Source organism: Kitasatospora phosalacinea (genome assembly GCF_000717185.1).
GTDB classification, from domain to species: domain Bacteria; phylum Actinomycetota; class Actinomycetes; order Streptomycetales; family Streptomycetaceae; genus Kitasatospora; species Kitasatospora phosalacinea_A.
In genome coordinates, this window is the sequence record NZ_JNYE01000082.1 from 1 (window position 1) to 22,874 (window position 22,874).

The 22,874-nt window shown below is 69.7% G+C and carries 27 protein-coding genes and 1 pseudogene; 18 read left to right on the plus strand and 10 right to left on the minus strand.

All coding sequences use genetic code 11. The annotated features are described in order from the left end of the window. Positions 1–102: 102 nt before the first annotated feature. From OO57_RS28230 to OO57_RS46065, 7 genes and pseudogenes are all read left to right on the plus strand, one after another. Positions 103–1,911: a type IV secretory system conjugative DNA transfer family protein gene (locus OO57_RS28230; RefSeq protein ID WP_051778344.1), complete on the plus strand. Its 1,809-nt coding sequence runs from the start codon at positions 103–105 to the stop codon at positions 1,909–1,911. Between the two features lie 35 nt (positions 1,912–1,946). Further along, positions 1,947–2,660, plus strand: a complete 714-nt coding sequence (locus tag OO57_RS28235; RefSeq protein ID WP_033255521.1) for a DnaB-like helicase N-terminal domain-containing protein — start codon at positions 1,947–1,949, stop codon at positions 2,658–2,660. Then, positions 2,657–3,475 carry a hypothetical protein gene (locus OO57_RS28240; protein WP_033255522.1) on the plus strand — a complete coding sequence of 273 codons (819 nt, stop codon included), beginning with the start codon at positions 2,657–2,659 and terminating at the stop codon, positions 3,473–3,475. Before OO57_RS28235 ends, OO57_RS28240 begins: the two co-directional genes overlap by 4 nt. Then, positions 3,472–4,494 (plus strand): DnaB-like helicase N-terminal domain-containing protein, encoded by a 1,023-nt coding sequence (locus tag OO57_RS28245; protein ID WP_033255523.1) that lies wholly within the window; start codon positions 3,472–3,474, stop codon positions 4,492–4,494. Before OO57_RS28240 ends, OO57_RS28245 begins: the two co-directional genes overlap by 4 nt. Positions 4,495–4,505: 11 nt before the next feature. Next, on the plus strand, positions 4,506–4,751 hold the full coding sequence (locus OO57_RS28250; protein ID WP_158715253.1) for a hypothetical protein: 246 nt from the start codon (positions 4,506–4,508) through the stop codon (positions 4,749–4,751). Between the two features lie 457 nt (positions 4,752–5,208). Continuing rightward, a pseudogene (locus OO57_RS47445) lies at positions 5,209–5,973 on the plus strand (pentapeptide repeat-containing protein); the annotation flags it as partial. A 315-nt stretch (positions 5,974–6,288) separates the two neighbouring features. Beyond that, positions 6,289–7,350: a pentapeptide repeat-containing protein gene (locus OO57_RS46065; RefSeq protein ID WP_234337537.1), complete on the plus strand. Its 1,062-nt coding sequence runs from the start codon at positions 6,289–6,291 to the stop codon at positions 7,348–7,350. 46 nt (positions 7,351–7,396) lie between these two features. Here OO57_RS46065 and OO57_RS28260 read toward each other — a convergent pair whose 3' ends face one another. The 4 genes from OO57_RS28260 to amcB form a co-directional block, all read right to left on the minus strand. After that, entirely contained in the window at positions 7,397–8,056 is a 660-nt protein-coding gene (locus tag OO57_RS28260; protein ID WP_158715254.1) for a hypothetical protein, read from the minus strand. Positions 8,057–8,112: 56 nt separating this feature from the next. Then, the gene (locus OO57_RS39865; RefSeq protein ID WP_051778346.1) at positions 8,113–8,811 is read right to left on the minus strand and encodes a pentapeptide repeat-containing protein; all 699 of its coding nucleotides are present in this window, start codon (positions 8,809–8,811) and stop codon (positions 8,113–8,115) included. A gap of 65 nt (positions 8,812–8,876) precedes the next feature. After that, a complete protein-coding gene (amcA, locus tag OO57_RS28270) occupies positions 8,877–9,056 on the minus strand; it encodes a multiple cyclophane-containing RiPP AmcA (RefSeq protein WP_033255526.1) in 180 nt (59 codons plus the stop codon). Further along, positions 9,053–10,177 (minus strand): cyclophane-forming radical SAM peptide maturase AmcB, encoded by a 1,125-nt coding sequence (gene amcB / locus OO57_RS28275; protein ID WP_051778347.1) that lies wholly within the window; start codon positions 10,175–10,177, stop codon positions 9,053–9,055. Before amcB ends, amcA begins: the two co-directional genes overlap by 4 nt. Positions 10,178–10,445: 268 nt before the next feature. On the opposite strand from amcB, the gene OO57_RS28280 reads away from it, so the two are divergent. Beyond that, on the plus strand, positions 10,446–11,036 hold the full coding sequence (locus OO57_RS28280) for a hypothetical protein (protein WP_158715255.1): 591 nt from the start codon (positions 10,446–10,448) through the stop codon (positions 11,034–11,036). A gap of 66 nt (positions 11,037–11,102) precedes the next feature. On the opposite strand, the gene OO57_RS28285 is transcribed toward OO57_RS28280, so the two are convergent. From OO57_RS28285 to OO57_RS28295, 3 genes are read right to left on the minus strand one after another with little or no spacing between them, the layout of a single operon-like run. Further along, a complete protein-coding gene (locus OO57_RS28285) occupies positions 11,103–11,951 on the minus strand; it encodes a DUF5753 domain-containing protein (RefSeq protein ID WP_033255528.1) in 849 nt (282 codons plus the stop codon). 31 nt (positions 11,952–11,982) lie between these two features. After that, positions 11,983–12,507, minus strand: a complete 525-nt coding sequence (locus OO57_RS28290; RefSeq protein WP_033255529.1) for a DUF6879 family protein — start codon at positions 12,505–12,507, stop codon at positions 11,983–11,985. Continuing rightward, positions 12,479–12,790, minus strand: coding sequence for a hypothetical protein (locus tag OO57_RS28295; RefSeq protein ID WP_324606804.1), 312 nt, complete (start codon positions 12,788–12,790; stop codon positions 12,479–12,481). Before OO57_RS28295 ends, OO57_RS28290 begins: the two co-directional genes overlap by 29 nt. 420 nt (positions 12,791–13,210) lie before the next feature. Between OO57_RS28295 and OO57_RS28300 the strand changes: the two genes are divergently transcribed. After that, positions 13,211–13,447, plus strand: coding sequence for a DUF397 domain-containing protein (locus OO57_RS28300; protein WP_033255531.1), 237 nt, complete (start codon positions 13,211–13,213; stop codon positions 13,445–13,447). A gap of 101 nt (positions 13,448–13,548) precedes the next feature. Here the strand turns inward: OO57_RS28300 and OO57_RS28305 are convergent, their stop codons facing one another. The 3 genes from OO57_RS28305 to OO57_RS28315 all read right to left on the minus strand — a co-directional run bounded on the left by OO57_RS28305 (position 13,549) and on the right by OO57_RS28315 (position 14,979). Further along, a complete protein-coding gene (locus OO57_RS28305; RefSeq protein WP_033255550.1) occupies positions 13,549–13,767 on the minus strand; it encodes a DUF397 domain-containing protein in 219 nt (72 codons plus the stop codon). 151 nt (positions 13,768–13,918) lie between these two features. After that, positions 13,919–14,137, minus strand: coding sequence for a DUF397 domain-containing protein (locus OO57_RS28310; protein ID WP_033255532.1), 219 nt, complete (start codon positions 14,135–14,137; stop codon positions 13,919–13,921). Then, positions 14,134–14,979 carry a helix-turn-helix domain-containing protein gene (locus OO57_RS28315; protein ID WP_033255533.1) on the minus strand — a complete coding sequence of 282 codons (846 nt, stop codon included), beginning with the start codon at positions 14,977–14,979 and terminating at the stop codon, positions 14,134–14,136. The genes OO57_RS28310 and OO57_RS28315 overlap by 4 nt, the downstream gene beginning before the upstream one ends. A 364-nt stretch (positions 14,980–15,343) precedes the next feature. Here OO57_RS28315 and OO57_RS39870 point away from each other — a divergent pair, with 364 nt between their 5' ends. The 9 genes from OO57_RS39870 to OO57_RS39880 all read left to right on the plus strand — a co-directional run bounded on the left by OO57_RS39870 (position 15,344) and on the right by OO57_RS39880 (position 22,863). After that, positions 15,344–15,955, plus strand: coding sequence for an ATP-binding protein (locus OO57_RS39870; RefSeq protein WP_051778348.1), 612 nt, complete (start codon positions 15,344–15,346; stop codon positions 15,953–15,955). Positions 15,956–16,202: 247 nt separating this feature from the next. Next, the gene (locus OO57_RS28325) at positions 16,203–16,775 is read left to right on the plus strand and encodes a DUF5753 domain-containing protein (protein WP_033255534.1); all 573 of its coding nucleotides are present in this window, start codon (positions 16,203–16,205) and stop codon (positions 16,773–16,775) included. 77 nt (positions 16,776–16,852) lie between these two features. Continuing rightward, positions 16,853–17,404: a hypothetical protein gene (locus OO57_RS39875; RefSeq protein ID WP_051778349.1), complete on the plus strand. Its 552-nt coding sequence runs from the start codon at positions 16,853–16,855 to the stop codon at positions 17,402–17,404. Continuing rightward, a complete protein-coding gene (locus OO57_RS28335) occupies positions 17,401–17,931 on the plus strand; it encodes a dCTP deaminase (RefSeq protein WP_033255535.1) in 531 nt (176 codons plus the stop codon). The genes OO57_RS39875 and OO57_RS28335 overlap by 4 nt, the downstream gene beginning before the upstream one ends. 24 nt (positions 17,932–17,955) lie before the next feature. Further along, positions 17,956–18,492, plus strand: coding sequence for a dCTP deaminase (locus tag OO57_RS28340; protein ID WP_033255536.1), 537 nt, complete (start codon positions 17,956–17,958; stop codon positions 18,490–18,492). Next, positions 18,489–18,986 (plus strand): hypothetical protein, encoded by a 498-nt coding sequence (locus OO57_RS28345; RefSeq protein WP_051778350.1) that lies wholly within the window; start codon positions 18,489–18,491, stop codon positions 18,984–18,986. Before OO57_RS28340 ends, OO57_RS28345 begins: the two co-directional genes overlap by 4 nt. A 77-nt stretch (positions 18,987–19,063) precedes the next feature. Continuing rightward, positions 19,064–19,963 (plus strand): UTP--glucose-1-phosphate uridylyltransferase, encoded by a 900-nt coding sequence (locus OO57_RS28350; RefSeq protein WP_033255537.1) that lies wholly within the window; start codon positions 19,064–19,066, stop codon positions 19,961–19,963. Positions 19,964–20,101: 138 nt separating this feature from the next. Further along, positions 20,102–21,286, plus strand: coding sequence for a hypothetical protein (locus tag OO57_RS28355; RefSeq protein ID WP_063737665.1), 1,185 nt, complete (start codon positions 20,102–20,104; stop codon positions 21,284–21,286). Further along, positions 21,274–22,863 carry a glycosyltransferase family 4 protein gene (locus tag OO57_RS39880; RefSeq protein WP_051778352.1) on the plus strand — a complete coding sequence of 530 codons (1,590 nt, stop codon included), beginning with the start codon at positions 21,274–21,276 and terminating at the stop codon, positions 22,861–22,863. Before OO57_RS28355 ends, OO57_RS39880 begins: the two co-directional genes overlap by 13 nt. The last annotated feature ends 11 nt before the right edge of the window (positions 22,864–22,874 follow it).

Consider the following 22,874-nt stretch of genomic DNA (forward strand, 5'->3'; position numbering starts at 1 on the left):
CGTCAAACTTCGCTCCACGCACGGAACACACTCATCGACCTGGCCTGCTGCTCAGCTACGGCACTGCAGTCCCGGTCGAACTCACGGGACTAGGGACATGAGATGGCCGCCGCCAACTCAACCGTCGCCCAGCGTCCCGTGCTGGACGGCCCGGCGGACTACCTGATCGTCCTGCTGATCGTCGTCGTGGTCACCGTCACCGTCGGCACCTGGGCCACCGGCCAGGTCGCCGGGCTGATCACCCACGCCGCCTGGCCGCCGGTCCCGTTCGATGACGCCTTCGCCGTCGCTCGGCAGATCCCGCACCACCTGGACGACCCGCGGGCTGCCTGGCCCGAGTCCGCCCGCGCCGACCTCCCGGGGCCCGCCGGGTTCGCCGCCGCCGCCGCGATCGTTGCCACCGCGATGGCCACCGCATGCGCCGCAGCCCTGCGCCGCCTCCGCCGCGCCCGGTCGGTGCGGGGCTTCGCGAGCGCCGCACAGCTGTCGAAGACCCTGTCGGCCGCGGCGGTCGTGCGGCGCGGACCCATCGTCCGCCCCTCCCTCAAGAGCCGCCGGATCACCGCTTCCGACGTCGCGATGCAGCTCGGCCGGACCACGGCCGGGATGATGCTGTGGATCGTCGTCGAGTCCTCCGTCCTGATGCTCGCGGCACCCCGCCAGGGCAAGACCAGCCAGGTGATCATCCCCTGGATCAAGGCGTGGCACGGCCCGCTGCTGGTCACCAGCGTCCGCGCCGACGTACTCGACGCGACCGCGCTGATCCGCAGGAAGGCCGGTCCCACCCTGGCGATGACGCCGACCGGCATGGTCGAGTGGCCCGACCAGGTCCAGTGGTCACCGGCCTCCGGCTGCGACGACTTCGGCACGGCCATGAAGCGTGCCGACCTCATGGTCCGAATCGGCAAGTCCGAGACTTCGGACTCCAGCGGTGCCGGCTTCTTCGGCGCTACCGCGACGAGCCTGCTGGCCGCCTGGCTGCACGCTGCGCAGATCACCGGCGGCACGATGGAGGACGTTCTCCGCTGGGCGTTCAACCCCCAGGTGGAGGAGCCGATCAAGCTGCTAGCCGAATCCCGGCGCGCCGAGCCCGGCGTCGCGGAGATGCTCGACGCGCTCTACCGGCAGCCCAGCGAGACCCGGGCGAACCTCTTCTCGACGGTCCAGACAGCGCTGACCCCCCTCTTCTCCCCCCTGGCCCGCCGTACCTTCGTCCCCGCGGCCGGCAACTCCATCGACATCGAGCAGTGGCTGCTCAGCACCGGCACCATCTACCTGCTGGTCGACAAGGAAGACTCCACCGCCCTCGCGCCGCTGATCTCCGCGTTCGTCACCGAGGTCTTCAACACCGCCAAGCGGATCGCCGACCGCTCACCGGGCGGCCGGCTCGACCCTCCCCTGGGAGCGCTACTCGACGAGGTCGCCAACGTCACCCCGCTGCCGAACCTCCCCGACCTGATGTCCTTCGCGGGCGGCAGCGGCATCTACGTCCTCGCCGTACTCCAGAACATGGCCCAGGCCCGCAGCATCTGGGGGCCTGACGGAGCGGAGATGCTCTGGGGCAGTTCCACGGTCAAGATCGCCCTCGGCGGCCTCGGCGGCGCCGAGCTCGAAGAGTTCTCCAAACTGGCCGGCATCTACCGCGAGTCCCTGACCACCTACCAGAGCGGCAGTCACGGCACCACCATGCAGACCACCCTCCAGGACCGTAAGACCGTTACCCCCGACGAGATCCGCACGCTGGACGAGGAACGGCGCGAAGCTCTGGTGATCCACGCGACCACCCCCGTCACCAAGGTCCGGATGCTGCGCCACTACGAAGGCCCCGACCGCCGGGCCTACGAGGAGAGCACCGAGTGGGCACGGCGCTACCGTGCAGGCGACCTCGACCCGAGCGAGGCCGCCGCGTGATCCCCCGACCGCCCGTGAACACGGGAGACAGCGCGGTGCTCTCCGAAGCCGACCGCCGTTGGAACTCCCGCTTCGACCGGCGGCAGCAGCAGGGCCTGCTCCGCCACCCTGAACCCCCGTTCGCCTGCACCCTGCGGTGGAGCGGGCCGGTGCGCGGAATCGACGGCGAGCACTACCACCCGGGAGTGGACCACACCGGCGCCCCGGTCCTGGCCGTGTTCAGCAGCGGCTACCAGGAGACCGTGCCCGCCATGTCGCCGACGGACGACTGGGCCGTCCACCGAGCCCACACCGACGGCCGCTTCCACGCGCTCAGCACCTGGCGGCCCACCCGCGTCGACCGGGAGGACCTGGTGCTGGCCTACCTCGTCCAGCGCCCGCGCGAACTCGCCGACCTCGGCAGCTGGGTGCCGACGGACACCTTCACCAGCCACACCCGATGCGCCATCTACGAGGCGATGCTGGCGTTGCACACCGCAGCCCAGCCGGTCACCCCCGACGCGATCGAGAGCCACGTTCAGCGAAGCATCGACGAACTCTCCCCCCGTCTGGCGCGGCTGGTCACCGAGACGACCGACACCATCGCCTACCTCCACCGCCTGCTGCTCACCCCGAGCACATCCGTCGAGGCCCTGGACGCCGCGATCCACCTGGTGGCCGCCGACTGGAAGATGGCAGCCGACTTCGGCCGTCCCGACTTCCCCGACTTCTCCCGCGCCCTGCCCCCTCAGTACCAGGACCAGACATGACCGAGTCCGCGATCACACCGATAGGCCGCGTCAAGCACCGCCCGCACGCCCGGATGCGCCCCGCCCAGCGCCGCCGAGCCGACAGCACGTCCAGCACCAGCGCGAACGCCTCCACCACCGCGGCCCGCACCAGACTGGTCGAGTGGCACACCATGACGGTCTCCGAGCGCCTCGCCGCGTGGGCCGGCCTGTGCGACTGGGTGATCTGGCTCTACGACCGCTACGAGCTCGCTGTGGAATCCCGGCTCCCGCAGTGCTGGGCCGAACACCCCGGGCTGATCGAGGAGTTGTGGGCGCTCAAGGTCTGGCGGGAGGAGATATACACCGCCGCACCGGACCAGCAGGTCGGGCAGGCTGCCCGCTACTGGCACGCCGAACTCCGCGCGGTGGTGGCCAGCGCGACCGGTGTCTACGCCACGTCCTGCCGAACCGGACACCGCGGACCCGACGTCCGCGCTGCCGACTCCTCGGACCTCCAGAAGCGTTGGACCGGCGCCGACCCCTGGGCGGGCATCCCCGGCGCGCAGCTGGCCACCCACGCGGACACCTCCATCGTCGGCAGCCCTGACCGTCTCGTCGGCGCCCAGATGGACGACGCCCGCGCCCGCGGCCTCGCCACCCCGCTCAGCCCCAGCATCCCCGAGTACGTGCGCTACACCGACACCTGGTGGGCCATCGACATCAGCGGCGACTGGCTGCGCGTCGTCAACGAAGAACTGCTCCAACGGCTCGAAGAAGCCGCCGCCCGGATGGCTGCCGCCGACGAGGCCGCCCGCCGCTACCGGGACACCACCGGATCGAGGACCACCCGATGACCCACCCCGACCTCGCGCTCCGTGCCGAGCAGGCCGTCATCGGTGCCGCCCTGCGCGACCCCGCAGCGCTGGACCAGATCGCCTATCTCACCCCGGACCGGATGGCGCACCCCACCAACCGCGCTCTGATGGCCGCCTTGGTCGAGACGCGAACCAGCACCCCGACGGCGCCCGCCGCCCGGATACCCGACCTGATCGCCCAGACGACCGCCGTCCGCGGCGTCGGCTCCGACTACCTCCGCCGGCTCGCCGACGCCGCTCCACAGCCCAGGAATATCGCCAGCTACGCCCGGCTGGTCCAGGAGGCTGCCGTCCGGCGCGACCTCGCTCTCCACCTGGACCAGCTCCGCACGCCCGCCGCCGACCAGCGTGGACCGGAACCGTCGCTCGACCGCCTTCTCCAGCGGGTCGAACCGGTCTCGCAGTCCGCGAAGTTCAGCGACCCGGCCCCGGAGCCGTACCAGCCGCGGACCCAGCAGTTCGGTGGACCGGAAGTCCGGGTCGACGCCCGGCTTGAGCGCCAGGACGTTGTACTCGCCGACCTCCTCCAGCACCCCGAGCAGGTGCGGGAGGTGAGCACGTGGCTCTACCCCGAGGTGTTCGACACCGGTCTGCGCCGGGAGGTCTACGAGGCCATCGTCGTCGTCGCCGAGCGGGACGACCCGGTCGACCAGCTGACGGTGGAGTGGGAGGTGTACCGGCAGGGTGAACGCTACGAGATCGAGGTCGAGGTGACCCGCGACGAACACCCCGACTACCTCGCCCGGCTCGCCACCACGGCCGTTGTCGTCGGAGCGGCCGTGGAACTCGGCAGGGAGGTCCTGGCCGAGGACATCCGGACACAGCTCACAGCAGACTTCGGTGGTATCGACGTGAGCGCCCGCGCCCCTGGCACCGGTCCCAAACCGGCAGCAGAGATCCAAGCGGCCGGACCGGTCCCGCAGCTCCAGCCCGCACCGCTTCTCCAACCGCCCCCGGTGCAGCAGAGCCCCACCATCCAGCCGAACATCAGGCCGTGAGGGGAGAGGAGATGATCAGCTCCGAAGGCGGAGTGCAGGCGGACCTCAGCCACGCCACGATGGAAGCTGCCATTGCGGACGGCACGGGCCAGCACCTCAGTGAAACGATCACTGACTTCGCCTGGTACCAGTCCAGTTGGTGGATGTACGACCGGGAGGGTTGGTGGCGGGTCACCAGGCCAGATGTCGCCGCCGGGCTGGACCTGATGGCCCAGAACATGCGGCTGGCCGACCAGGCCGTGCGGCGTACCCGCTGATCCTTCAGAGCAGGCCGGACAACAGCGAGGAACAACAGGGTGCAGACAGCTTGAACTTAGTGCGCAGCAAGACGTCCATCCCCGAGTTATCCACAGGCGGTGGAGAATTTTTCTTGCTCAGGCCGCGGACCTGCGCGGCCAGAACGACCATCAAGCCGCGTATAAGGTCATGCTGACCCAGGAGGAGGTGAAGGTCGGGGCAGCCCCCGGCGGGCTGTCTGGGTGCTGGGGACACGTCCTTCGCTACCATCTGGTGGTTGCCGGGATCTATGGGTTGGCCACAGGTCATCTCATCCCTTGATGTGCGCCCAGGCAGAACAGTTAGGACAGCGTCATGACGACCATACTGGGCAGCGCCCCGCCTGACTGGCCGCACTGCGGGGAAGGGGCCAGCCCTGCCAACCAGGTGGGCTGCTTGGGTATTCGGATCGGCTCTGGCCTGCGATGCCTGGAGCACATGCCCGAAACGGACCGGGTTGCCTACCTGGCCACGCTCTCACCTGGCAGCGACCTAGACCTGCGCGGTACCACCATTAATGATTCCCACCTGCGCGCTCTTTTGCTCGCCTGCACTGACCCAGACACCCGCTGCCCCCAATTTGGTGGTGTCCAGTTCGATTCCGCTACGTTCAGTGGCAACGCCCGGTTCGAGTCCACTGCGTTTAGCGGTGTCGCCCGCTTCGTGTCTGCCGCCTTCAATGGCGATGCCCGGTTTGATTCTGTCGTCTTCAACGAATCCGCCAGATTCGATTCCGCCAGGTTTGACCGTGGCGCCCAGTTTGAGTCCGCCATGTTCAGTAGTACCGCCTACTTTGCGTCCGTCTTCTTCAATGAACATGCAGGGTTCGGGTCCGTCGCCTTTAACGGCCACGCCCGATTCGGGGGTGCCATATTTAATGGCGACGCCATGTTCGGGTCTTCCAGATTCAGTAGAAACGCCGTTTTTTCGTCTGCCAGATTCCATGGAGAAACAGATTTCGAGTTGGCCACATTCGGCAGCTCTGCCGAATTTCAGTTCACCATATTCAGTGGTCCCGCTCGGTTCGTCTCTGTTGCGTTCAGTCGTCCAGCCCGGTTCGCGTCCGCCGCGTTCGGCAGTGACACCGCATTTAATTCCGCCACGTTCAGCCGTGACGCCCGGTTCGAGTCTGCCACGTTCGGCCGTTCTGCCCGGTTCGGGGGCGCCATATTTGATGGCGACGCTGTGTTTGTTTCCGCCACTTTCGGCGAGCTCGCCGCGTTCGCATCCGCCACGTTCAGCCGTGACGCCCGGTTCGAGTCTGTCATGTTCGGTGATCTCGCCCGGTTCGAGTCCGTCATGTTCGGTGGTCTCGCTCATTTCGAGTCTGCCACGTTCAGCCGCGGCGCCCGATTCATGTCCGCCACGTTCAGCAGTGAAGCCCGTTTCTTGAGCACCACGTTCAGTGGTCCCGCCAGGTTCGACTCCACCAATTTCGACGGCCATGCCCGATTCAGGTCCGCTGTGTTCGATGGTTTGCAGCACCTCGGACCTTTTGTGTGTGTCCAAGCAGATTTTATGGAAGCCCAGTTCACGGGGCCCCAGGTTACGATTGAGATTGCCGCACGGAAGACGTCCTTCGATCGCGCCACGTTCGCGGGCTCATTGGTGCTACGGCTGCGTTATGCGAACGTGCAGTTGGCGCGCGTGACGTTGGGCGGCCCCAGTGCGATCCAGGCGTGGCCGATGCCCTTCCGCGCGCTTGGCGGCGAGCTGCCCGAGCCGGTCCTTCTCGGCAGTACACCTTCGGCGGGCGTCCAACTCCTGTCGTTGGAAGGAGCCGACGCCGCGCAACTAGTACTGACCGATGTTGACTTGACTAACTGTCAGCTCACTGGTGCGTTCCATCTCGACCAGATCCGGATCGGATTCGGTTGTACCTTTGCCCGACCCCCGGCCAGCTGGTACCGATCCGGGCTGCTGCCCGCACGCCGGTCAACTCGCAAGGTCCTCGCGGAGGAACACCACTGGCGGGCAAAGGCGGGGGACGCGGGATGGCAGCAGGGCCCGCACCATGGCCTGCCGGGAATGGGTGCGGGGCCAGAAGACCTGGTGGGGGCTTACCAGCAGTTGCGGAAGGCGTTCGAGGAGGCTGGAAACGAGCCGGACGCAGCTGACTTCTACTACGGCGAGATGGAGATGCGCCGCCACGACCGATCACGGCCGCGGGCAGAGCGTCGACTGCTGTGGCTGTACTGGCTGGTGTCTGGGTACGGGCTGCGGGCTTCGCGGGCGCTGTCGTGGCTGGTAGCGGCGATGGGGGTGACACTGCTGGCGATGATGCTGCTCGGGCTGCCGAACGATAGCCCGGACCCGCAGACCACCGGCACTTACTCCGCCGGCACGGTGAAGGCGGTGACGAAGACCCCCGACCCGTCCTTGACCCTGCCGTGGCGCAAGCGGCTGACCGTGGACCGGGCGGAGAAGGGTGCCCTGGTGGTGGTGAACTCGGTGGTGTTCCGTTCCAGCGGCCAGAACCTCACGTTGCCCGGCACCGTGATCGAGATGGCTTCCCGAATCGGCGAACCCGTTCTCCTCGGCCTGGCCGCGCTCGCGGTGCGTTCCCGCGTCAAACGCTAAACGCGTCCGACTCGCACCGTCCGGGCGGACCGGCGTCAGCTTTGGCTCAGAACGGCCGGACGGCTTGCCAGCCACGGGTATCGGACAGATCGAACGTTCTGCGAGGCCAGTGACCGAGCCAGAACGCCGCGGTGGAGGGCTCGGTGATGCCCATGGTCGAGCCGTCGTGCGGTAGGAGTTCAGTTGGGGCGAGGTAGCCGTCGCCGGGGTCGAGACGTATGCGCAGGCAGGTCAGGGGGAATCCGGTAGCGATGTAGGCCCGCAGGTCGTCGGTGTGCGGGTAGCACGTCGCGTAGTCGGGGCGCACCGTCCGGCAGATCTCCTGGATGTCGGTGTCGCAGACCAGGAGGTAGCGGGTGCCGGGGCCGAGGTTCAGGCACAGGCGCCTGCGGCCGTCGGCCTTGTGCTGGTAGTCGAGTTTGTCCCAGTTGTCGAGGTGGATGCCGATGCGGCGTCCGTCGGTGTGGTTCGTGGTGGTGGTGGCAGCGTCCGGTGGGCTGACGGTGCGGCCGAGGGCGGTGACGTGCGGTGCGGCGAGCAGGCGGGGGTCGATGTCGGCGGCGTAGACGAGTTCGACGAGCGTGGCGTCGGCGGTGCCGGTGGTCGGCGTGAGCTTGCGGTACAGGGTCTCGGTGAGGGGGTGCCACGGCCCGGCCGGGACCACGGCCCCGTCCTCGTAGTCGGGGTGGTCGGCGACGGCGCGCACGGATGCGGTCTCGCACCGCCGCCGGAGATCGTCCGGCGGGATGGCGATGCGCAGGCTCACCGGCGCCCGCCCGGTACCGGGTCGTCCAGGTCGTCGCCGAAGACCGCTTCGAGCTCGGCGACCAGGGCGCGGGCGAGTTCGGCCTCCTGCCCCCGGTCGATGATGACCTTCGCGAGGTTGCCGGTGCCGCGGATCTCGGAGAGGTCGTTGCCTCGGAGGTCGAACTCCCGGTAGGCGCCGTGCTCGAACTCGGTGCGGCGGAGCACGGTTTCGTCGAGGACGGCCCGGGTGAGGTCACAGCCGGTGAACGTGGCGTCGGTCAGCGTGCACTTGGAGAAGACGACCGGGCCCGCGGCGCGGACCTTGGCGAAGGTGGCGAAGTCGAGCTTGCAGCCCTGGAAGAGGACGTTGTCGAGCACCAGGCCCGACAGGGTCGCGCCGAGGAGCTTGCAGTCGCGGAAGACCGTGCGGGAGAGCTTGCTGTCGCTCCACTGCACGGACCCGAGGTCGCAGCCCACGAACTCCGTGGACTCCACCCGCACCTCCTCCAGGCGCACGCGCTCGGCGCGCAGCTTGCTGACGCGCCCGCTGCTCAGGGTGGCATCGGCCAGCTCCAGGGCCCGCAGGTCGGCGTCGGCGTAGCGGAACTCCTGAAGGAGACCGCGGGGGTGGTCGAGGGAGGTGACGTTGGAGAGGTAGCCGTCGTCGAACCCGGGGAGGGCGAGGGTGACGCGGCGGAAGGTGCGTTCGCTCATGGTGCTGCTCTCTTTCGTGCCGGGGTGCCGGGCCCGCGCGGCGGCGGGCCCGGCACGACGTGCTGCTACTGCTTGCCCTGCTTGTTCCAGTTGTCCCACGTCGGCCGGTTGTCGAACGCCGGAGTGAGGTTGTCCCACGTCGGGCGGTTGTCGAACTTCGCGACGGCCGGCAGTACTCCGGCGGTGCCGGTGAGGTCGGCGATCACGGGGGCGTCGGACGCTTCCAGCAGTTCGAGCAGGGTCATGAGGCTTGCTCCTCTCGGACGGTATCGGACAGGGCGACGACGAGGGCCTGCCGCGACACGCGGCAGTAGCTCGTCTCGGTGGTGTCGAAGCGGCCGGTCTCGAAGTACCGGTTGCCGGCCTGCGCGCCCCGGCAGAAGCCGAAGAACTCGCAGGTCGCCTCGCAGCGGTCCAGGCCGGTCAGGAACTCCTCCACGTACCTGAGGCGGCCGGCGTCGGCCAGCATCGAGGCGATGGACTGCTCCAGGACGTTCCCGGCCCGGAAGTCGTCGTAGTGCGCGGCCCGGGTGTCGGCCAGTTCGGGGGACAGCAGGACGACGTCGCCCGCCGCCGAGACGGTGGGGATCGGGTCGATGAGCACCGAGCGCCAGCCGTCGCCCGCGCGCAGGGACCGCAGGTAGCCGCCGAGCCGGTCGACCTCGCGGACCGTCAGGTCCCGGTTGCGCCGAGTCCAGGCGATGGTGCGTCGCCAGAACTCCACGGCCTGCTCGAACGTCGGCGTCGGGCGTACGGAGTTCACGCCCTCCTGCTCCTCGATGTTGAAGCCGACGCTGGTACAGCCCAGGGATGAGAAGAAGTCGAGCAGCGCCTCGGGGTGGTCGATGCTGTCGGTCGTGACGACCGCGATCACGGAGAAGCCGATCTCGTGGGCGCGCAGGCGGTCGATGCCCTTCATGATCAGCGGGAAGGCGGGCTTGCCGCCCAGGCCGATCCGCTGCCGGTTCATGGCCGCCGGGCCGTCGATGCTCACCCCGATGCGGAAGTCGCGGTCGGCGAAGAACTCGCACCACCCTGGGGTGATGAGCGTGGCGTTGGTCTGCATGTAGTGGCGCAGGCGGCCCGTGCCGCGCAGGAGTTCGAACGGGGCGACGAGGTCCGCGAAGCGGGGCAGTCCCGCCGCCGTCGGTTCCCCGGCGTGCCACACGAGGTCCAGAGGCGAGCCGGCGGTGGTGAGTTCGGCGGCGGAGCGGGCGATGGCCTCGGCGACCCCGATGGGCATCGGGGTGCGCTTGGCCTTGTTGGGCAGGTAGCAGTAGGTGCAGGCGAGGTTGCAGAAGGAGTCGCACTGCGCCACCAGTGTGCGGGGCCGCGCGGCGATCCTGCTGGCGTATCGACCGAGCAACGTGGTGCCTCCTGGGGGAGTCGAGGGCGACGATCCGGTCAGCGCGCGAGCCGGGGCCCGATCCATGGGCCCTCGCAGAAGCTAGGCTTCAACACCCGCCGCCCTCAACGAAGTTGCGCAGATTTGCGCACAGGCCGCCAGGAGATGGCGAACCACACTCGCCCGGAAGCGACGGGTGACCGGCCTGGCTTCCCTGTACAGCTGGAGGAGCGACCGGGGCAGGCCATCCGGCCACCCGGTTGTCAGTGCTGTCCGGCAGCATCGCGGCGTGAGTACCAGGACGCTGGACACCGAAGCTGGGCATGGCCGGAACTTCCATGGGCTGACCGGCGCCGGTGCCGTGCTGTACATCGCCGAATCCGACGAGCTGAACGCACTGAAGATCGGCGTCACCAGCAGGGCCAGCCGCACTAACCGAACCCAGCAGCACGCCCGGCACGGCTGGCGCATAACAGCAGAGATCACCTTCGAGGACGGGCAGCACGCCTTCACCGCGGAGCAGGCCGTGCTGGCGTTTCTGCGCTCCTGCGGGGCGCGTCGGACCCTCGCGCAAGAGCAACTGCCGCAGGGCGGCTACACGGAGACCGTTGCGCTCGCCCGGGAAGTCGGCCTGAGCGCAGACCAGTTGCTGGTGATCGCGCGGGCCGCCGGGGAGATCGTGGAAGCCACTGCACGGCCGTTCTATACCAGCATGGTGGCGCTTGATCAGGTCCGCGACCATCTGCGTGAAGTGGAGAAGGAGTACCAGGTGATGAAGCTCACCGGAAGTCGGCGCGAGCTACAGGAGTTTGCCGCTCAGGTGCTGCCCCTGTTGGAGGAGCTCAAAGAGATGGCTGAATCCCTACGCAGCCGACTGTAGGCAGGGCTCCTGCCGGACGCGTGGATCGTTGATATTGCAGTGGGCGCGGCCCTCACCTGGCGGACCTCACCGAAGGGCGTCGACCGCCGCGGTGATCAGCGTACGGGCGGCGGCACCATGCACCGCGAGCCCCGCGAACCGGGCGAACACCTGCATGTACAGGGCGACGTCGGTGGGGGCGGTCACCGTGACCTGCGCCGACAGCAACTCCGTTCCGGCTTGTCGGTCGTCGAAGACGTTGAAGGACTCGGTGGGCCACACAGTGCGCGCCGCGGTGAACGGGATGATGCCCAGCGAAACGGACGGCAACGACATGACGGTCAGCAGGTGGCCGAGTTGCCCGGCCATCACCGCTTCGTCGCCCACCCGGTAGCGCAGCACGGACTCCTCGATGACGGCGACCAGGCGGCGCCCGCCTTCGTAGACGAGCCGGGAACGGGCGAGACGGGCGTCGACGGCGTCGGACACGTCGTCGGGAGTCTGGCGGACATCGGCCACCATCCGCAGGAGGGCGCTGGCGTAGCCCTTCGTCTGCAAGGCCCCGGGGATGACCCGGGAGGAGTAGGCGCGGAAGTGGCTGGTACGCACGTACAGCGGTACCCGGGCCTCCTGCGCGTGGCGAAGCCCGGTGCGGGTGATGCGCCGCCACTCGACGTACAGGGAGTCCGCCGCCCGGTTGGAGGCGACCAGGTCCTCGGCCTGGTCATCAGCGCCGCAGGCCCGGCACCACGTCCGGATGTCCGAATCCGACGGCGCTGCCTTGGCGTTGAGGATGCGGGAAGTCTTGGCGTCGTGCCAGCCGCAGAGCGCCGACAGCTCCCTGCCCTTCAGGCCGGCGTCGCGCATCAGCTCACCGAGGCGCGCGGCCAGCGCCACGCGGGCGGCCTGGACGCTGGAGGACGGGGAGGTCGACATCGCTGCTGCTGTACTCGGGTACGGGTGCCGGTCAGATGCTGAACTTCTCGTGCGGCACGGCCCGCTCCCACACCGCTTCGAACGCGGTGGCGCACAGCCGCGCCACCGCGGGGTTGTCGCTGAACGACGGCCCTGCGGACTCCCCGGCGCCGGTGAAGTGGTTGAACCTCACCAACTCGCCGTCGAACAGCCAGAAGTCGTTGCCCGGCAGCGCGAGGTCCGACGCCTCGCGCCGGTCCAGCCATCGGATCTGCTCGCCCGCGGCGATGTTGGTGAACGTCCCGGAGTGCTCGTAGCGGATGTACTCCGACACGGGCGTGGACACGATCCGGGCGCGCCGGACTTCGACGCCTCGCCCGACGGTCTCCTGGATCGTGGACAGCCACGGCCGCCACCAGGACGCCCGGTCCGCCGGGTCGTACCGGAAGCCCTCACGCCAGGCCGCGAACGCCTGTACCTCGCCTGCAACGCTGTAGGAGTCCCGCATCTCCAGGTGGACCGCCGTGGAGCGTGTGGCGGCCAACTGCTCAGCGAACGTGGGCACCTTCGGCTGCATCGCATGCCTTCCTCAAGATCGCCGCCATGCGAGCCGGCAGCCGGACCACGTCCTCCCCGTCGGGGATGCTTCCGGTCTCCAGGCACTTGGCGCGCAACTCGTCGTCGGCCTTCCAGCCCTGCACGACGATCTCGTCAGCTTCGTCGTCGTACCAGACCGTCGGGCACTCGTCGTCCCCCGTGTTGGGGTCGATCCCGATGAACCGTAGTGCCATGCCAGTTCCCCCTTGCAACTCGGTTGCGCAGATTTGCAAGACGATTCCCGATTGAGCGGCGAGCGTCAAGATGACCCCATCCGTGCGGAGGCGGAGGGCAGTTCGCTGTGCGCGTGATGGCCCTTGCCCCTGTGCCGCGCGTCCGGAGCAGGGCGCACCCGACCCACCCTGTCCCGCAAATCTGCGCAACGTCCTGGCACCGCAACCCGCGCCCCGCCTACGGTCGATGACGCCGACGGCGGCCTGGAAGACACAGCCCAGCTCGCCCGGCACACAGCCCGTGGCCTCCGTCAGCGTCTCTGCCCCGGGGCGGCCCAGATGGCGTCGGCGAGTTGGAGAGGGCGCTGCTCCACCCGTTGTCCACGAAGAGAGCGGACCACCGCATGACGAGTTCATCCGGAAGCATGGCCACCGCGCGGAGCGGGATACTGGCGGTTGCCCGCACTGATGCGGGCCCACTCGTGACCGCCCTCGCACCGGAGGCCAGCAGTGCCCGACGAACCGACCCGGCCCCGGCCGCCGAAGCCGCGCGACCTCGACCTCGCCGGGGCGCAGTGGCTGGGCGCCGCGGACGCGCCCGAAGGCCCGCAGATCGCGCACGTCGACGGGTACATCGTGATGCGTCACGGCGGGGACCCGGACGCCCCGCCCCTGATCTTCGACCAGGACGAGTGGCGTGCGTTCCAGGACGGGGCGGCCAACGGGGAGTTCAACGACCTGCCCTAACCGGCCAACCGGACACGGTCAGTCTCCAGAAAAGCACCACCGGGCTGCCAGCGAGCAGGGGCGTCCGGCAGTCGTCGGCAGGGAGCGGTGGAGCCGCTCGGTCAGGCAACCGGTGCGAGCTGGCCGGAGGCGAGGGCAGCGAGGAATGCGCCCGCAGCGTCCGGCTGGTGGACGTGCGCGGGCCCGTCGGGGTCCTTGCTGTCCCGGACGACCACCGTGCCGGTGTGGACGGCCAGTTCCACACAGTCGCCGTTACCCCCGCTGGCGGATGCCTTCCGCCACGTCACGGCCAGGGCGGAGGCGGTCGGGTGGAAGGCCATCGCGGGCTCCTCGTCTGCGCACAGGGCAACTCTGCCGCTGCCCTTCGGCCGGGCCACCGTAGCGCCGCAGCCCCGAGCCTGGTAGATGGCCACCAGCATGCCGACGGCCCGACACCCATCGAGGGCATCGGGCCGTGCAAGGGCGTTCGGATCAGGCGACCGGCACGAGCTGGCCAGCGGCGGTGGCAGCCAGGAACGCCGCAACGGCACCAGGCTGGTGGACGTGCGCGGGGCCGTCGGGGTTCTTGCTGTCTCGGACGACCACCGTGCCAACGTGGCTCGCCAACTCCACACAGTTGTCGTTCGGGTTGCTGGCGGAAGCCTTCTTCCATGTCACGGGCAGGGCAGAAGCGGTCAGGTGGACGGTCACTTGAGCTGGTCTCTCTTCTCTTTGATCAGGGTGTGAGACTGTTCGAGATCCAGCGCGGTAGCCATGATCTCGTTGAAAGCACCGCGGAAGAGATCCACCTGAGACCGCTCCTCCACCCAGTTGCTGGTGAGCATGCCGCTCAGCAACACGAGGTCGAGATCCCGCTGCGGAAACTCAAGGAGGGCGAACGCCCCGTTCATTCCGGGGTGAGGAGGAGCTACGGCCGGAAGGATCTGGATGTTGACGTTCGACATGCTGCTGTAGATCAGCAGCTTCTCCAACTGGTCTGCCATGACGCCGGGCGCTGCTGCCATCGACAACGCGGATTCGTGGATCACCGCCCACAGTTGGAGCGGTGCCTCAGCCCGGGTGAGCACCCACTGTCGGTTGATCCGGACGTCGACTCGCTCCTCGATGCTCGCGGGCTTGATCACGGCGCTGGAGATGATCGCGTGAGCGTACTGGCGGGTCTGGAGCAGCCCCGGGATGAAGGACGCCTCGTACGCCTTCTGGCCCACGGCCATCTCTTCCAGGCGGATCAGGTCGGTGTAGAGGGGGTTGAGCTGTTGCTGCAAGCCGGCGACCCAACCGGTTCGGTGCGGAGCCCGCAAACTCTCGACCAGGACCTCGGCCAGCGCCTTTTCGCACTCGTAGTAGTCGAGCAGCGCCTTCACGACATCAGGCTTGAGCTGGACGGCAGCGTTCTCGTACCTGCTGAGCTTGACCAGGTTGAGGCCCGGGACGGCAGCGACGACCTCGTTTGCTGACTTCCCTTGCTTCTTGCGCAGCCGCTGCAGCTCAGCTGCGACTCGCCGGTACCGCACCTGCGGTGCTGCGGCCATGGGTTCCCCTCCGGATCTGTCCGTGGACCAGTGTGCACGTCCTGACACGCGGTTCGCCACCATGTGGGGGCTCGCCTAGGCCGCGCATTACCTAGAGAACTGAAAATTTTCATATTTGAGCGACGTGGCTTGCGCTGACGGTGAGTTAGACATCATGCTGTTCGTCACGGATAGCACTCCAACGGTGACACATGTCGCTGTGGAGGGCTATGCCTTCCATGTTCATCGCTGCACTCTGCATGAAGCTGCTCCTGCCTGGCCGAGCCGTTCCTGTACGGCCGGTGGGCGGCGCGCTCTCGACGGTCTCTGGGCCGTCCCGGATTCACCCCCAGCCGCACCACCAGACCGGCCCGGAGGATCTGCCATGCCTGCACTTGTCATCAGCTTCACTGTCCCCGCCATGCACGCTTCGGTCGGCGGAGTCCGCGACCAGCTCGTTTGTCGCCTGTCGAGCGTGTTGAATCCCGATCAGCTGTACGCCGTTCGGCTCGCGGCCTCGGAGCTCGCCACCAACGCCCTGGAGCACGGTGTGGGCGGTGAGGATGGTGCCCAGGACCTGAGGGTCGAAGCCGCCGCGGACTACGCCGCCGGCACACTGCGGGTCACCATCACGAACCCCTGTCGGACCCGCTCCGTGCCGCGGCGCGCGGCAGGGGACCTGTGGGCGGAGTCCGGGCGCGGCCTCCTGATCGTCGCGGCGCTCGCCGACGACGTCGGCTCGGAGTTGCTGCCTGGCGACGACGGCACGCTTCAGCGGGCGGTCTGGTTCGAACTGGCGGTGTCGTTCACCGAGAAGCCCGATGCCGCAGTCAGCTCCACCATCGAACTGGTCGACCAGCACCTGGCCGATCGACGGGTCGGGGCCAGGCGTCCGCTGGTCCGCAGAGCGGCGGGCCACCTGGCCCGTCTGCCCCGCCGGGCCGTCTCGCTCCGATGGCCCGAGTCGCGGGCGGCACCCAGCCGAAGCGCCGCCTAACCCGCCCCCGGCCCTGAACTTGGGGGCATCCAATCTTCACGACTGCCGGTGCAGTGCCCTCTTGACCCTGTGGAGCAGGGCCGCGCCGGCTACTTCGACCCGCTCCCTAATCGGCGGGTCAAGGAGCCGCCCGGGATGGCCGGGCGGGTCGCCCCGGGGCCCGAAGCCAGAGACGGGCCCCGGGGTAGCAAGCGGCACTCGACCTCCCAGCCCTGCCCTACAGGGCACCGTTGAACAGGAGAGCACGATGGAGTTCGCCACCGGCACCGTGGAGTTGGAGCCGCTCCAGAACGGCATCCTTGAACTGCTGCGCTCCGCGAACTACCTCCAGGCGTTCGAGAACACGATCGTGCAGGGGGTGCTCCAGACCGAGGCGTACGCCCGCAGCGTCTTCGAGGGCGTCAGGGGGCTGTACCCCGTCTCGGCCGACGACATCGACGCGGCGATCAAGGCGAGGATGGTCCGCCGTGAACTCATCGACGGCAAGCGCCAGTTCGAGATCATCCTCACGGAGCACGCCCTGACCGCACCCCTCGCCAGCGAGGACGTGATGCGCGGCCAGATGGCCCACCTGCTGGAGTGCCTGGACCTGCCGGGCATGACCATCGGCGTCATCCCCCGGGGCGTCGTGCTGAACCAGCCCTGGGCCTTCAGCATCACCAACTCCGTCCGGGTCGACCTCGACCAGTACGGGGGCCCGCTCACCGTCACCGACCCGGCGGCCGTTGCCCGGTTCCGGGGTGTGTTCGACGAGCTGCGGGGCCTCGCGGTCTACGGGGACGACGTTCGCGCGCTGATCACCGGCCTGATGCCCGCCTGATCCAAGCCCCGCACCGGCCACCCCTGGTCGGCAGAGCCCAGCCCGGCCGACCAGGTATCCATCCAGAGGAGGTAGTGATGATCATCGCCAGCCACGGCCGCCCCGGCGCGGGCAAGTCCACGTTCACCGGGATGCTCCGCGACGAACTCGCCGGACGCGGCCATCCGGTCGCCCTCGTCAAGCTCGGCGCTCCCCTCTACGATCTCCAGGCCGCGGTCTACCGCGCCGCGGGGATGCCCGTGCCGGAGTCCGGCCGACAGGACGGGGCGCTGCTGAACACGCTCGGCCAGCACCTGCGCCGCATCAACCCGGACTCCCTCACCGGCCGCTTCGAGCGGACCGCCGCCGAACTGCTGCGGGACCGCCCCGACATGGTGGTCCTCTGCGACGACATGAGGCCCGCCGACGTCGAGGCGCTGCGCAAGCTCGACGCGGTGTTCGTCCAGGTCTGGGCCCCCGATGACCTGCGTCTGTCGCGGAAGTCCGGGCGCGGAGACCTCTCGAAGGGCGCCGACGACCACCCGACTGAGGGCGACGTCGCCGAGGCCGACCACCGGGTGGAGAACACCGGCTCGCTGACCGCCCTGCGCGAGCGCGCCCGGCTGCTGGCCACGGAGGTGCTGCGTTGATCCTCACCGGTCCAGAGATCACCCGGCAGCGCGAGGCGGGCAGGATCACCATCGAGCCGTTCGACGAGACCCAGGTCAACCCGAACTCGTACAACTACCACCTGGGCCCGACGCTGCGGGTGCACCGCGGCCAGGTGCTGGACACCCGCCCCGGCGACCAGGTGCTGGAGGAGTTCGCCATCCCCGAGGAGGGGGCGCTGCTGCTGCCGGGGCGGATCTACCTGGGCACCACCGTGGAGGAGATCGGCAGTGCGCACTACGTGCCGTCGCTGATCGGCCGCTCCAGCCTCGGCCGCCTCGGCATCTTCCTCCAGTTCAGCGCCGACATGGGCAACCTCGGTGCCGTGCACCGCTGGACGCTGGAGATCGAGGTCGTCCAGCCCGCCGTCGTCCACGCCGGCGACCGGATGGGCCAGATTACCTTCACCGCCGCCCGCGGCGAAGTGCGGCTCTACGACGGGCACTTCGGGCGGATCGGCGAGGCCACCGCCCCGACCCGGCCCGAACTGCTGGCCGCCGCCCGCTGATCCACGATCGGAGACACCTTCCCCATGATCCTCACCGGCCCGGAGATCGTCCGGGAACGCGAGGCCGGCAGGCTCACCATCGAGCCGTTTGACCCCAAGCAGGTCAACCCCAACTCCTACAACCTCACCCTCGGCCCGACGCTCGTCGTCTACACCGGAACGGTGCTCGACACCCGGCGCCCGAACGCCTACGAGACGCTGGAGATCCCGGAGCAGGGCATCATCCTGGAGCCGGACCGGATCTACCTCGGCTCCTCGGTCGAGGTGATCGGCTCCGACCACTACGTGCCGGTCATGCACTCCCGCTCCGGCTCCGCCCGGCTCGGCATCTACAGCCACGTCACCGCCGACCTGATCGACCAGGGCTCGCGCGGGCAGCTCACCCACCAGCTGCGCGTCGTGCAGCGGGTGAGGGTGTACGCGGGGGTCTCCCTCGCCCAGGTCGACTTCCGCCAGGTCCAGGGCGAGCCGATGCTCTACTGCGGCAAGTACCAGGGCAGCCGGGGCCCGCAGCCCTCGCAGATCCACCGGGACGCCGACACGCTCGGGACCGCCGCGTGAACGGCCCGACCCCGGCGCAGGGGGTGGTCTTCGACCCGAACCCGGCCGGCACGTGCCCGGACGAGACGGCCGCGCGCCTGGTGGCCACCGCGTACGAGACGATCCGCAGCCGCTACGTCGAGGGGCGCCGCCAGATCGCCGCCGCGGGCCTGGCGGCGGACGGCCGGGTGTACGTCGGCGTGCACCTGGAGGCGATGGTCGGCTGCTACTCGCTGTGCGCCGAGCGCGCCGCGCTCGCGCAGGCCGCGGTGTACACAGACCAGCCGCTGGTGGCGATGGCGGCGGTGCGCTACCCGAAGCCGTCCGAGGGCGGCCCGGCCCGGATCGTCGCCCCGTGCGGCGGCTGCCGCGAGCTGCTCTCCGACCACGCCCCCGGCCTGCGGGTCGTCGTCCCGCGCGAAGGCCGCGGCCTGCTCGTGCCGCTGGCCGAGCTGCTGCCGGACAAGTACGTCGGCACGAAGTGGGCCACCACCCCCGCCAACTACCATCAGTGACCAACTAGTTGCCATCGGTACGCCTCGTTCGCCGTGCCGTAGGGCGCGACCACCAAGATGCACAGGAAGAGAACCCCATGCGCGCCACCATCCGCCGGGCCGTGATCCCCGCCGCGGGCCTCGGCTCCCGGCTGCTCCCGCTCACCAAGGCCACCCCGAAGGAGATGCTGCCCGTCGGCGACCGGCCGGTCATCGAGCACACCGTCCGCGAGCTGATCGACTCCGGCATCACCGACATCACCATCGTCGTCTCCGGCGACAAGTCCCTGATCCAGGAGCACTTCCGGCCCAACCCGGCGCTCGTCGCCCAGCTGCGCGCCGACGGCAAGAGCGGCTACGCGGACGCGGTCGAGGAGGTCGGCGAGCTGTCCCGCCGTGGCCACATCACCTACCTCTACCAGCACGGCCCGTACGGCAACGGCACCCCCGTGCTGAACGCCGCCCGCAACTTCGGCGACGAGCCGTTCCTCGTCCTGTGGCCCGACGACGTGTTCGTGGCCGAGGTGCCGCGGGCCCGGCAGCTGATCGCCGCGTACGAGAAGACCGCCGCCCCGGTGCTCGCGCTCATGCCGATGGACCCGCAGGACTCCCAGCGGTACGGCGTGCCCGTGGTCAAGGAGGACCTCGGCGACGGCGCGCTGCGGATCACCGGCCTGGTCGAGAAGCCGAAGCCGGCCGACGCCCCCTCGCACTTCGCCGCGATCGGCGGCTACGTCCTGACCCCCGGCGTCGTGGACGAGCTGCGCGAGCAGTACCAACGCTTCCAGCAGGACCCGAACGGCGAGCTGTACCTGACCGACGCCCTCAACGCGTACGCCGCCGACCGCGCCGTGTACGGGCAGGTCATCGAAGGCCGCTGGTACGACACCGGCAACCCGCAGGCGTACCTGATCGCCCAGTTCGCCTCCGCCCTCACCCACCCCGAGTACGGGCCCGCGCTCCTGCGCCTGGCCCAGGAGCACCCCGGCACCGCCTGACCCTCTGCCCGGCCCCGGCGGCGGGCGGGTCCTGCACCCGCCCGTCCCCGCGGCTCCGCCGCCAGCCGGGCCGGAACACCTCGGCTGCGCCCCGGGCGCTGCCCGCACCGACGACCTCACCAACAGGGGGAGATCCGCATGCCCGACCAGTCCACCCCATTAATCGAACAGAGATTCGAGAAAGTCGTCGACACCCACGACACGTGGGGCGTCCTCAACCCGATGCAGGGCTGCGTCGCCCGGTGCGGCTACTGCTACCTGACTGACCTCGGGCTGACCGGCACCCGCCCCGTGGAACTCGCCACCCCCGCCGAGACGGTGCGGCTGCTGCGCGCCCACCCGCACTACCGGCCCGACAAGCCCTACGCGCTCTACACCTGCACCGACGCGCTCGCCACCCCGGCCAACCGCGAACACCTGCTCGACCTGCTGCGCGCCCTGGTCGCCACCAAGGTCCGCAACCCGGTGGTCGTCATCACCAAGTTCCACGTCCCCGACGACGTGATCGACCAGATCTACGCCGCCCGCGCGGCCGGGCTGCCCGTGGTGGTGTACCTCTCCTACTCGGGCCTGAGCCGCGACGTCGAGAAGGGCGTCCACCACGGCCGGCTGCGCGACAACTTCCCCCGCCTGCACGCCGCCCGGATCCCCGTCGTCCACTACTGGCGGCCCGCGCTGCCGCAGAATTCCGACCCCGAGTCGATGGCGTGGATGCTCGACTGGGCGGCCCGCTGGGCGGAGTGCTCGGTCACCGTCGGCCTCAAGGTCAAGCCCACCGCTCGACAGCAGGCCGCCGACCTGTGGCCCGCCCTCGCCGAACCCGGCCTGGACCTGCACGGCGCCGAATCGATCTGGCCCGCCCCCGCCCGCGACTTCTTCGCCGCGGTGCCCGAGCGGTACGCGCACCACCCGATCTACGAGACCAACTCCTGCGCCCTGGCCTACGTCCTGGGCCGCACGGACCGCGCCAACGTCTACGGCACCCCGACGTGCACCGACGCCAACCACTGCCCCGTCGGGCAGCGCGGACGCTGCACCGTCGCCCTGGCCCTCCGGGAACCGCTGACCGACAACGAACTGCGCGCCGAACTGGTGCGCTCCGGCCTCGGCCACCTCCCCTACACCTGGGACGCCTCCAGCCACACCCTCACCCTGGACAGCCCGGTGGAGATGCGCGACCAGCACCACCTCGCCCAGGCCCTCGCCGTCACCGTCCGCGCACCGCGCGCCGAAGGCGACCCGATGTGGTCCGGCAAGGCCGCCGGCGGCCGACTCCTCGTCATCCCCACCACCACCGGCCGGGAGCCGTCGTGCGAGAACTGACCGTCGACACCGCGTGCATCTTCTACCCGCGCGGCGGCTCCGCGCAGGTCGTGCGCTACCTCAACCGGGAACTCGACCAGCGCGGGCACCGCACCCGCGTCCTGGTCGGCTCCCTCGGCGACGTCGGCGACACCGGGCACGCCCTGACCTTCTACCGCGGGCTGTCCGTCCGCCCCCACGCCTACGACCAGGCCCACGCCCGCTGGAAGGCCGGGGACAGCGCGCAGGAGGGAGTGCTGCGGCCCTTCCACCCCTCCTACGAGGACCGCTCCCAGCCCGGCACCGGCTGCCCCGACCCGATGTTCTCCGCCGTCCCCGACCCGGCCGCCGAGCGCCTGGCAGAGGCGTGGAGCGGCCACCTGCGCCGCCACCGCACCCTCGGGCCGGTCGACGTGGTCCACCTCCACCACCTCTCCCACCTCCAGCACGCGGCCCACACCGCCTACCCGGACGCTCCGACCGTCACCACCCTGCACGGCACCGAACTGAAGCTGATCGCCGCCATGTGGAAACGCCTCGACCTCGCCAAGGCCGTCAGCGCCACCCCCGAGCACCTGGCCGTCGAACTCTCTCCGGAGCGGCCCGACCGGGCCGATGCCGCCGATGCCCTCGCGGTGCGGCACCATCTCGACGGCCAGCAGCGGGCGCTGCTGCGCACCACCGACTGGCGGCAGTGGACGCACTCCCTGAACTGGGTCCTGCGCCTGCAGAAGGCAGCCGCCCTCACCAGCCGCATCGTCGCCGTCTCCGAGCACGACCGCGACCTCGCCCCCACCCTGCTGCCCTCGCTCGCCGACCGCGAGATCACCGTCATCGCCAACGGCGTCGACACCGCCAACTTCCGGCCCGAACGGCGCAGCGACGACCAGCGCCTGGCCAACCTGCGGCACTGGCTCGTCAACGACCCCTGCGGCTGGGCTCCCGGCGGCGAACCCGGCACCCTGCGCTACACCGAAGCCGACCTGCAACGGTTCACCGACCCGGCCACCGGCCGCCTGCGGCCGATCGTGCTGTGGACCGGCCGGTTCCTGGACTTCAAGCGCCTGCCCGTGATGCTGACCGGCTTCGCCAAGGCCCGCACCCGGCTCGACTGTGCCCCGGTGCTGCTGATGTGGGGCGGCTACCCCGGCGAGTGCGAGGGCGAGCACCCGGTGGACCTCGCTCGCCGCCTCGGCATCGAGTCCGACGTGTTCTTCACCGGCTGGCGCGGCCACGACGACCTGCCCGAAGGACTGCGCACCGCCGACCTGATGGCCGCCCCCGCAGTCAACGAGCCCTTCGGCATGGTCTACATCGAGGCGATGGCCTGCGGCACCCCGCCGATCGCCACCACCACCGGCGGCCCCGCCCGCACCATCACCCCCGATGGCGAGCACGCCACCGGCTGGCTCGTCGCCCCCGACAGCGCCGACGCCCTGGCCGACGCCCTCGTCCACGCCCTCACCGACGAACGCGAACGCGCCCGCCGCGCCGTCAACGCCGCCATGCATGCCCGCCGCGTCTATGGCTGGGAACACGTCGCCGACCGCTACACCACCGTCTACCAGGCCGCGATCCAGAGCCCCGCCGCCGCCTGAGCAGCCCCGCA

Coding starts and splice junctions, on each gene's coding strand:
- OO57_RS28325 (WP_033255534.1), top strand. CDS start 16,203: ATGGAGTTCGCCACCGGCACCGTGGAGTTGGAGCCGCTCCAGAACGGC.
- OO57_RS28290 (WP_033255529.1), bottom strand. CDS start 12,507: ATGCAGCCGAAGGTGCCCACGTTCGCTGAGCAGTTGGCCGCCACACGC.
- OO57_RS28350 (WP_033255537.1), top strand. CDS start 19,064: ATGCGCGCCACCATCCGCCGGGCCGTGATCCCCGCCGCGGGCCTCGGC.
- OO57_RS28355 (WP_063737665.1), top strand. CDS start 20,102: ATGCCCGACCAGTCCACCCCATTAATCGAACAGAGATTCGAGAAAGTC.
- OO57_RS46065 (WP_234337537.1), top strand. CDS start 6,289: ATGGAAGCCCAGTTCACGGGGCCCCAGGTTACGATTGAGATTGCCGCA.
- OO57_RS28315 (WP_033255533.1), bottom strand. CDS start 14,979: ATGGCCGCAGCACCGCAGGTGCGGTACCGGCGAGTCGCAGCTGAGCTG.
- OO57_RS39875 (WP_051778349.1), top strand. CDS start 16,853: ATGATCATCGCCAGCCACGGCCGCCCCGGCGCGGGCAAGTCCACGTTC.
- OO57_RS39865 (WP_051778346.1), bottom strand. CDS start 8,811: ATGAGCGAACGCACCTTCCGCCGCGTCACCCTCGCCCTCCCCGGGTTC.
- OO57_RS28305 (WP_033255550.1), bottom strand. CDS start 13,767: ATGGCCTTCCACCCGACCGCCTCCGCCCTGGCCGTGACGTGGCGGAAG.
- OO57_RS28285 (WP_033255528.1), bottom strand. CDS start 11,951: ATGTCGACCTCCCCGTCCTCCAGCGTCCAGGCCGCCCGCGTGGCGCTG.
- OO57_RS39870 (WP_051778348.1), top strand. CDS start 15,344: ATGCCTGCACTTGTCATCAGCTTCACTGTCCCCGCCATGCACGCTTCG.
- amcA (WP_033255526.1), bottom strand. CDS start 9,056: ATGACCCTGCTCGAACTGCTGGAAGCGTCCGACGCCCCCGTGATCGCC.
- OO57_RS28230 (WP_051778344.1), top strand. CDS start 103: ATGGCCGCCGCCAACTCAACCGTCGCCCAGCGTCCCGTGCTGGACGGC.
- OO57_RS28245 (WP_033255523.1), top strand. CDS start 3,472: ATGACCCACCCCGACCTCGCGCTCCGTGCCGAGCAGGCCGTCATCGGT.
- OO57_RS28240 (WP_033255522.1), top strand. CDS start 2,657: ATGACCGAGTCCGCGATCACACCGATAGGCCGCGTCAAGCACCGCCCG.
- OO57_RS28250 (WP_158715253.1), top strand. CDS start 4,506: ATGATCAGCTCCGAAGGCGGAGTGCAGGCGGACCTCAGCCACGCCACG.
- OO57_RS28340 (WP_033255536.1), top strand. CDS start 17,956: ATGATCCTCACCGGCCCGGAGATCGTCCGGGAACGCGAGGCCGGCAGG.